General features: G+C 44.5%; 6 protein-coding genes and 1 pseudogene. 2 read left to right on the top strand and 5 right to left on the bottom strand.

The window, feature by feature from the left end; genetic code table 11:
• Positions 1–805 precede the first annotated feature (805 nt).
• Entirely contained in the window at positions 806–2,107 is a 1,302-nt protein-coding gene (locus LC605_RS29425; RefSeq protein WP_229550978.1) for a HEAT repeat domain-containing protein, read from the top strand.
• Positions 2,108–2,684: 577 nt separating this feature from the next.
• Here LC605_RS29425 and LC605_RS29430 read toward each other — a convergent pair.
• From LC605_RS29430 to LC605_RS29450, 5 genes are all read right to left on the bottom strand, one after another.
• Complete coding sequence (locus tag LC605_RS29430; protein ID WP_229550979.1) at positions 2,685–3,974, bottom strand: Glu/Leu/Phe/Val dehydrogenase; 1,290 nt, start codon at positions 3,972–3,974, stop codon at positions 2,685–2,687.
• A 132-nt stretch (positions 3,975–4,106) separates the two neighbouring features.
• Positions 4,107–5,261: a beta-ketoacyl-ACP synthase gene (locus LC605_RS29435; RefSeq protein ID WP_229550983.1), complete on the bottom strand. Its 1,155-nt coding sequence runs from the start codon at positions 5,259–5,261 to the stop codon at positions 4,107–4,109.
• Entirely contained in the window at positions 5,197–5,409 is a 213-nt protein-coding gene (locus tag LC605_RS29440) for a hypothetical protein (protein WP_229550980.1), read from the bottom strand. The genes LC605_RS29435 and LC605_RS29440 overlap by 65 nt, the downstream gene beginning before the upstream one ends.
• A 12-nt stretch (positions 5,410–5,421) precedes the next feature.
• Complete coding sequence (locus LC605_RS29445) at positions 5,422–6,222, bottom strand: peptidylprolyl isomerase (RefSeq protein ID WP_229550981.1); 801 nt, start codon at positions 6,220–6,222, stop codon at positions 5,422–5,424.
• A gap of 255 nt (positions 6,223–6,477) precedes the next feature.
• Positions 6,478–7,047 carry a photosystem I assembly protein Ycf4 gene (locus LC605_RS29450; RefSeq protein WP_229550982.1) on the bottom strand — a complete coding sequence of 190 codons (570 nt, stop codon included), beginning with the start codon at positions 7,045–7,047 and terminating at the stop codon, positions 6,478–6,480.
• A gap of 644 nt (positions 7,048–7,691) precedes the next feature.
• Here LC605_RS29450 and LC605_RS29455 point away from each other — a divergent pair.
• A pseudogene (locus LC605_RS29455) lies at positions 7,692–8,010 on the top strand (photosystem II D2 protein (photosystem q(a) protein)); the annotation flags it as partial.

Below are 8,010 nucleotides of genomic sequence, written 5' to 3' on the forward strand. Positions count from 1 at the left end.
GGATGTCTGGTAGTACATCCAAGGCCACTAATCCCAATATCCAAGGATGTCCATCCTGAATTTGGGGTAGCTTAAACCTAAATTTCAAACGTCTGACTATATTTGACTATGAGATTTGGAACTATATAGCGCTTCTCACTTGGGTGCAATACAGACCTAACAAGAACAGCCCCTTCTCTTCTAGCGTTGGGGAGTAAGATTCAAAGCCTCTCTCCTAAGAGGAGAGAGGTTTGGAGAGAGGTCAAAACTGTACTGCATCCAAGCAAAAACCGCTATATACAGCGCTTTGCATCTAGATGGAGTACACCCCTCCCCAACCCTCCCCGCTCTTCGGGAGGGTGCGCGTAGCGCGGGTGGAATTATTCTGTGCCTCACTAAAATGAAATTTGCTGTATATTAGACATCTGGTTAAAAAGAATTGTTTTGACGTAGCACTGCTACGTCTCTACAAGGGTTCCTAGAATGAGGAAGTGAAGTTCCGGGTGGTTTATGTCTAGAATGAAATAGCCCTGGTAAGTACCTTGGGGCGAAAAAATTCAAGTATGTTACCAAACGTAAATAAGCTTAAAACTCTTACTAATGACAAATGACGAATGACAAATGACAGCCTTAGCCAGTTAACTTTAATTGCGCCAACCTACTTAAATCGACTAAAAGTAAAGGTTCAAAGAAAGCCTCGCCTCTGAAGTTGGAATCGGAGGAAACCTGCGCCCCAACTTCTCTTCTTGTGGGCGGTTTTATTCCCTATTCCCTTTGATAAATTTGTACTTTTGTTATATTTATATAATTCACAATTCAGGGTGTCGTGAGTAATATCAACCAGCTTTTGGTACAAGCAGAGACCGCATACAATGCAGCTGATTGGTCATCACTAATTCAATATTTGCAGCAGTTAAGTTTAGAGGCAAACTCTGAACATCCAGAGATTGTTAAAAACCGAGAATATCTGCTGAAATTAGCACTTTCAATGTTAGAGATGGGGGATTTTCAACAACGTTGGGAAATTAGCAAAGTCTTGACTAACTTGGGAAATATTGCCATCCCACCACTGATTGAGATATTAGAAGATGAAGACGCAGAAGAAGAATTACGCTGGTATGCAGCAAGGACTTTGGGCGAATTTCAGCACCCAAGTGCGATCGCGCCAATGGTTGAATTATTGAAAACCAATGAAGATGAAGAACTCAAAGCGATCGCAGCTACAGCACTGGGGCAAATGGGTACTGTTGCGATTACTTCACTAACTGAACTTCTATTAGATGAAGATACACGGCTTTTCGCAGTGCGATCGCTTTGTTGTATTCGTCAACTAGAAATCATCACACCGCTATTGAGTGTAGTAGAAGATCCACAAGCAGCAATCCGCACCGCCGTAATTGAAGCCCTCAGCAGTTTTCATGACGAACGTGTACCACCAATCCTGTTAAAAGCTTTGGATGATATAGCTGCCACAGTGAGGCGTGCAGCAGTGCTTGGTTTAGGTTTTCGCCCCGACTTACACCAACAATTAGATTTGGTCAGGAAACTGCAACCCAAGCTTTACGACTTTAACGTTGAGGTTTGTTGTGCAGCCGCAGTTTCCCTTTCTCGTATAGGTTGTGATGATGCTGCCAAACACTTATTTAATCTGCTAATCTCACCTCATACACCCCTACCACTGCAATTAGAAACAATCCGCGCTTTAAGTTGGGTAGAGACGTCATCCAGTTTGGAATATTTGCAAACAGCATTTAATCAAATCACTTCCGAGACACTGCGGCAAGAAATTGTCACAGTTTTAGGACGAGTACAAAAGCCGCAGTTAACTACGCTAGCCGCAGAAATTTTACTGCAAATACTGCGATCGCAACATCCAGCCATAGAGATTGCTACCATCAAAAGTGCGATCGCCTTATCTTTAGGGCAGTTAGGGAAAATGCAAGCAATTGAACCATTGATTTTGCTGCTGGCTGATCATAATGCATCAGTGAGACTACACGCGATCGCTGCACTGAAAAATCTTCTGGGTGGGGAAGCCACACATGGACAATTGCAGCAGTTAGTAAATAATGCCGCCCTCACACCAGATTTACAACAACGAATAGCGATCGCTCTAGCGGAATGGTAAATTCTCTCAAAGGACGATGGCGAGGCAAAAAGAGTGATTTATTTCTGGATTTTCGATTGCCGATTAAAATCCAAAATCTAAAATTGCCACGGTCAACCCCAAATTTCACTTAAGGGGCAATACGGTTCACTTAAGGCTGAAACTCTTTTTTTTACGAACCACAGAGGCGCAGAGGGCACAGAGAGAAGAGAGAAAGAGAGGGAAGAAATGCTTAACTGAACTGTATTGACTTAAGCTCGACTTTATCCAAAATTAAGAACTTGGCTCTCTTGATATGACTAAAGCCTAGCTTTTTGGCAAAAACTTTTTCCATGTCACTGATTATCGGTGAAATCGAAAAAGTAGAACTACCGTAGCACAGAGGTTTCAGCGTCAAGTTGAGCGTTGGCAAAAAATGGATAAAGTCGAGTTAAGGGGATGTTTGAAAAGTCCTCTTCTTGGTAGTAAAACGTTCTAGATCCCCCTAAATCCCCCTTAAAAAAGGGGGACTTTGAAAGGTTTTTCCCCCTTTTTTAAGGGGGGCTAGGGGGGATCTAAAAGTGGCTCAAGTCACAGTGAAATATTTTTCAAACATCTTCTAAGGATAAAGACCTCTATCAGTCAACGCTTGCGCCACTCTACCCACCCCCAGCGTGTAAGCTGCTAACCTAAAAGGAATTTGCCGTACTTTTGACTGCTGAATCACTCGATGGTAAGCTTGTACCATCAAATGTTCCATTTCGCGGTTGACGCGCTCTTCATCCCAAAATACGTAAGAAAGACCCTGCACCCACTCTAAATAACTGACTACCACACCACCAGCATTTGTCAAAATATCTGGTAGCACTGTCACACCCCGCGCCTCTAACGTCAAGTTAGCCTCAAGAGTAACCGGCCCGTTAGCTGCTTCTGCCACAATCTTCGCCTGCACCTGATTCACATTTTCTTCAGTGATTTGGTTTTCCAAAGCTGCTGGTATCAAGACATCGCAGGGTAAAGTTAATAAATCTGCATTGCTAATTGATATAGATTGCGGGAAACCCATAATACTCTTGCGATTTTTTGCAGCGTAGACTTTCAACTTAGGAATATCAAGACCAACTTCGGAAAATATTCCTCCAGCACCAGTTGAAACAGCAATAATTTTCGCTCCTGCTTCAGATAGTAATTCGGCTACTGCACTGCCGACATTACCGAAACCCTGAATAGCTACTCGCACACCCGCCAAGGATTTGCCTTGATCTGCCAGCGCCTCACGGACAATAATCATCACACCACGTCCAGTTGCCATTTCCCGTCCCAGTGAACCACCAATAGAAAGGGGTTTCCCAGTGACAACTCCAGGTACAGCATGACCAACATTCACAGAGTAAGTATCCATCATCCAAGCCATTTCACGGGCAGAAGTACCCATATCTGGTGCAGGAATATCTACGGAAGGCCCAATATCTTTAATCAACTCGCTGATATAACGGCGGCTGATTCGCTCTAATTCGCCAACACTATAACGTTTTGGATCTATGGCAATGCCACCCTTCGCACCACCGTAAGGAATACCTAACAAGGCACATTTCCAGGTCATTAGCATTGCTAGAGCGGATACTTCGCGCAGTGTCACAGCCGGGTGGTAACGAATTCCACCCTTGTAGGGGCCTAAGACATCGGAGTGCTGTACCCGGTGTCCAGCGAGAACTTGTATTTCTCCATTATCTAGTTTCACCGGAATGGAAACCGTAACAACCTTACGCGGGTGGCTGAGAATTTCCAGCAAACCCTGATTTAAATTTAATTCTTTAGCTGCCGCTTCTAAGTAGCTACAGGCTTGGTCAAATGGGCATATATGCGCTGGAGAAGCTGGTTCTGGCGGCAGCAGAGATTTTGATAGCATAAAATTTTCCCCTAATCATGGTATCTTTGCGAACTTGATATCATATGTACTTAAGCTTATCCTTTTTTTTGTAAATATAAGAATATTGTAGTTTTTGTTACAGTTTTTTGTTTTATATTTTGCTATGTCTACTTATTTTTTTGGAAGTCCCAATGCGATCGCGGTATTCTGTCCCCCAAAGCCAAAACTCAAACATAATACCTGGCGAATTCTACTGAGACGTGCTGCCGTAACTAAGTCCAAATCAAATTCCGACTGCTGCAATCCTACACAAGGCGGTAATATTTGATGCTTTAATCCCATGAGAGAAAAAGCTACACCTAAAGCTCCAGATGCCCCTAGTGTATGACCTGTGCTTCCTTTGGTGGAACTAACCGCCACCCCTTGAGGAAACAAACACTGGATTACCATACTCTCCATCTGGTCATTTAGCTGAGTTGCAGTGCCATGAGCATGAATATAATCGATATCGGCTGGTGACAGACAACTACGTTCTAGACATTGTTTGATGGCAGCGATCGCACCTTTCCCCTCTGGTTCTGGTGAATTACCATGATATGCGTCGTTAGTTAAGCCGAAACCGAGAATTTCACCATACACTTTTGCTTGACGCTGTTTTGTCAACTCTGCTGATTCTAAGACAAAAACAGCCGCGCCTTCACCCACAACTAAGCCTTCTCGGTGTAAATCAAAGGGATAAGCCCCAGTTTTTGCTAAAGCACCCATCTGCTGAAACCCAGCTAAAGTTAAGGGTGTAATTGGTGCTTCCACCGCGCCAGCGATCGCTTGTTGACATTGACCAGTTTGGATCAGTAAAGCTGCTTGAGCAATAGACCAAATTCCTGTAGCACAAGCTGCCATTGGTGCTAAAACTATTCCTGATGCACCGATTTGTCTTGCAGCTGCGATCGCATTCATGTGAGGTAATGTATCTAGCCAATTCCGCAAAGAGGAAACAGATAAATTCTTCCCATCACCATACATTTGCCGCGCCAGCATTTCCCAAGACCCTTGATAAGATCGACTCGATCCAATGACTACAGCACAATCAGCTAAAGGTGGAACTAACCCAGAATCTTGCAAAGCAGAAGCGATAACCATCTGAGTTAATATTGTCAACTCAGATGGCTGCTGACCAATTAAACCTAGAGGAAGTGGTTTCATTTCTGGGAATGGTTGATGTAGCCGAATTCCAGATTTACCTGCGATTAAACTTCGCCAACTACCCTCTAAGCTTCCACCCAAAGCGGAAATTAGACCAATACCAGTAATATAAACCTTCACTATTTACAATTTTGGGAGATAAGGGAGATGAGGGGGATGAGGGGGATGAGGGGGATGAGCGGGATGAGGGGGATGAGGGGGATGTTGCTCCCATTACTCCCTCATTTCCCCCTGCTCCCTCATCTCCCCCTGCTCCCTCATCTCCCCCCACTCCCTCATCTCCCTACTGTCCGGGTGTTTTCAGATTTTCAGCACCTTGGGTGACTTTAGCGGAGTCAATGCGATCGCCTTGCTTAATTTTGTTCACAACATCAAAGCCTTGAGTGACATTGCCAAATACGGCATAGTTACCATCTAAGAAGGCCAAATCTGCTAAAGCAAAGTAAAACTGAGCAGAAGCGGAGTCTGGTGATTGCGATCGCGCCATTGCTACTGCACCCTGCTTATGGGGCAATACGACGGGTTGAGCAGTAGCATCAAATGGTTTATTGTAAATCGGAGTATCTGAACCTTTGGGCTTAACTTCTAAAGGTATATAACGAGCATTTCCCGTTTTTGGGTCAATATAACTGCCTGTTCCCAGTCTATTAGCCGGAACTTTTGGGTCTTTGCTTTGAGGATCGCCCCCTTGAACTACAAATGGTTGGGGGTCGCGTACAACTCGATGGAAAGCTAAACCATCATACACACCCTTTTGCACTAAATCTACGAAGTTGCCAGCTGTAATGGGGGCATCAGTGCCGTCTACTTCGATCGTAATTGGCGAGCCTTTAACCGTGATTACCACAGTAGCCTTGCCTTCAAGCCTTGGTAAATCTGTCATTCCAGGAACACTCTCACTACTAGTTTGAGATACAGAAGTTGCTTCAGTAGTTGTCTTCGTGCTTGCCTCCGTTGTGGTCGAGGTAGCTGTCGAGGTTGGAGAAGAAGCACTAGAAGCGACTTGCTGTGTTGAACACCCTCCCAACATCAAGGCACTGATAAGCACAAGAGAAAGCAAAAATTGTGAAGTTTTTAACCGCATTGCCAGTTACTGATTCAACCAGAGTATCTTATCGTCTCAAGGGGGAATGGGGAATGGGGCATTGGGCATGGTTATTTTCTTTGTCCCCTTGTCCCCCCACTCCCTTAAAACAGTTATCAGTTATCAGTTATCAGTCCTGGCGGCGGATGGTGGGGGATAAAGAAGCGCCACCAACGCTTGACACCTGTAGGTGGGGAACTTAAACGAGCGGGATAAATAGATAACTGTTTACTGTTTACTGTTCACTGTTCACTGTTAAAGTCCTTCTAACGACACTTCCAAAAAGCGGGCTAACTTTGCGCCTTCTGTTTCCAACTCTGTTAAAGATAACGGTTGTCCAACCCGTGTTAAGGGTATATCTCGCCGACCCTTAATGCGTAGATAGAGGGCGCGACGGGGATTAAGACCTTCTTTGACATCTATTCGCACAGATTGCACATCTTCTATGCGGCTATCAATCTGAATTCGGCGGTTTTTACCAGGAAACCCCCAACGGAAGATTTTGATTGTGCCAGTTTCCTGATTAAATTCGTTGTAACCGCCTCCTACATCCAATAAAATTACTAGCCATAGGTATGTGGCTAATAGCAAGCCAGCAGTCCCATATAACCCCATTACCAATCCTTGGGGGACAAATACCAGTTGAGTGGCATCGGAAACTATGAGTAAATTAACTTTTAGGTAACTGGATATCCCAGCCAAGAAAAAGCCGCTTGCTCCCAAGCTAACGATAGTTGCCCACCAGTAGTTACTGAACCGACGAGAACCGAGAACATTTTGATGCAGGAGGCGATCGCCTTTGTTAATCGTTGTTGATGTCGTCATTAAACTACCATTGCCCCTGACGTACTAGCACACTGAATGTTTTTACATTGAGTGTGGGCCTGTGTGCATTTTACCAAACATCGTTGACAAAAACTCAACTGCGCTCCTCCCTGTTGCTGCTACCCATATAATTTGTTAAGGCACGCAACATAATTTCTCTAGGGCTGATAAAAATTCTTTCTACTTTACCGCTCTGCCCCCTTGCTCGTTTCTCCCTGCCTCTTTTTGACCTCTTGGGAATAACTTACCTACTATATACATATACGTCCATCCAGATTAAATTTTTTCAGATTTCTGAGAAAACTTGTGTCAGATTGTAAAATTTCTGATATTCATATTATTTATAAGGTTTGTGTTTCATGCCTCATTTGCTTTTGCGTATCAGGCAAAAACCCTTACTAGTGTGATAAATTAAGAATCATTAAGTTACCACAAGCTAGATTACTAGCCGATGGTACGTGTAATGGCATAACTCTGAGAAATGGTGACTTCACTAGTCAGCAAGCTCTCAGAATCTCAGTTGCTTTGATGCTGTTGAGATTGTCAAAAAAAACGTTAATTCCTCACGGCAGTCGGTCACACCGGCTCTTTGCTCTGCCTTAGAAACGTTCGCAATTTTAGTAAAAAAAGAGGATTTTAGTCCGATGACCATCGCAGTTGGACGCGCCCCCAGTAGAGGGTGGTTTGACGTTTTAGACGACTGGCTCAAGCGCGATCGCTTCGTATTCGTAGGTTGGTCAGGGATACTATTATTCCCCTGCGCCTTCCTAGCACTAGGCGGTTGGTTGACCGGTACCACCTTCGTCACCTCTTGGTACACCCACGGATTAGCCTCCTCCTACTTAGAAGGCGCTAACTTCCTGACAGTGGCAGTATCCACCCCCGCCGACAGCATGGGACACTCCTTATTGCTGTTGTGGGGCCCAGAAGCTCAAGGCGACCTCACCCGTTGGTTCCAATTAG

The sequence above is a fragment of the Nostoc sp. CHAB 5836 genome (assembly GCF_020829445.1).
Taxonomy (GTDB): domain Bacteria; phylum Cyanobacteriota; class Cyanobacteriia; order Cyanobacteriales; family Nostocaceae; genus Nostoc.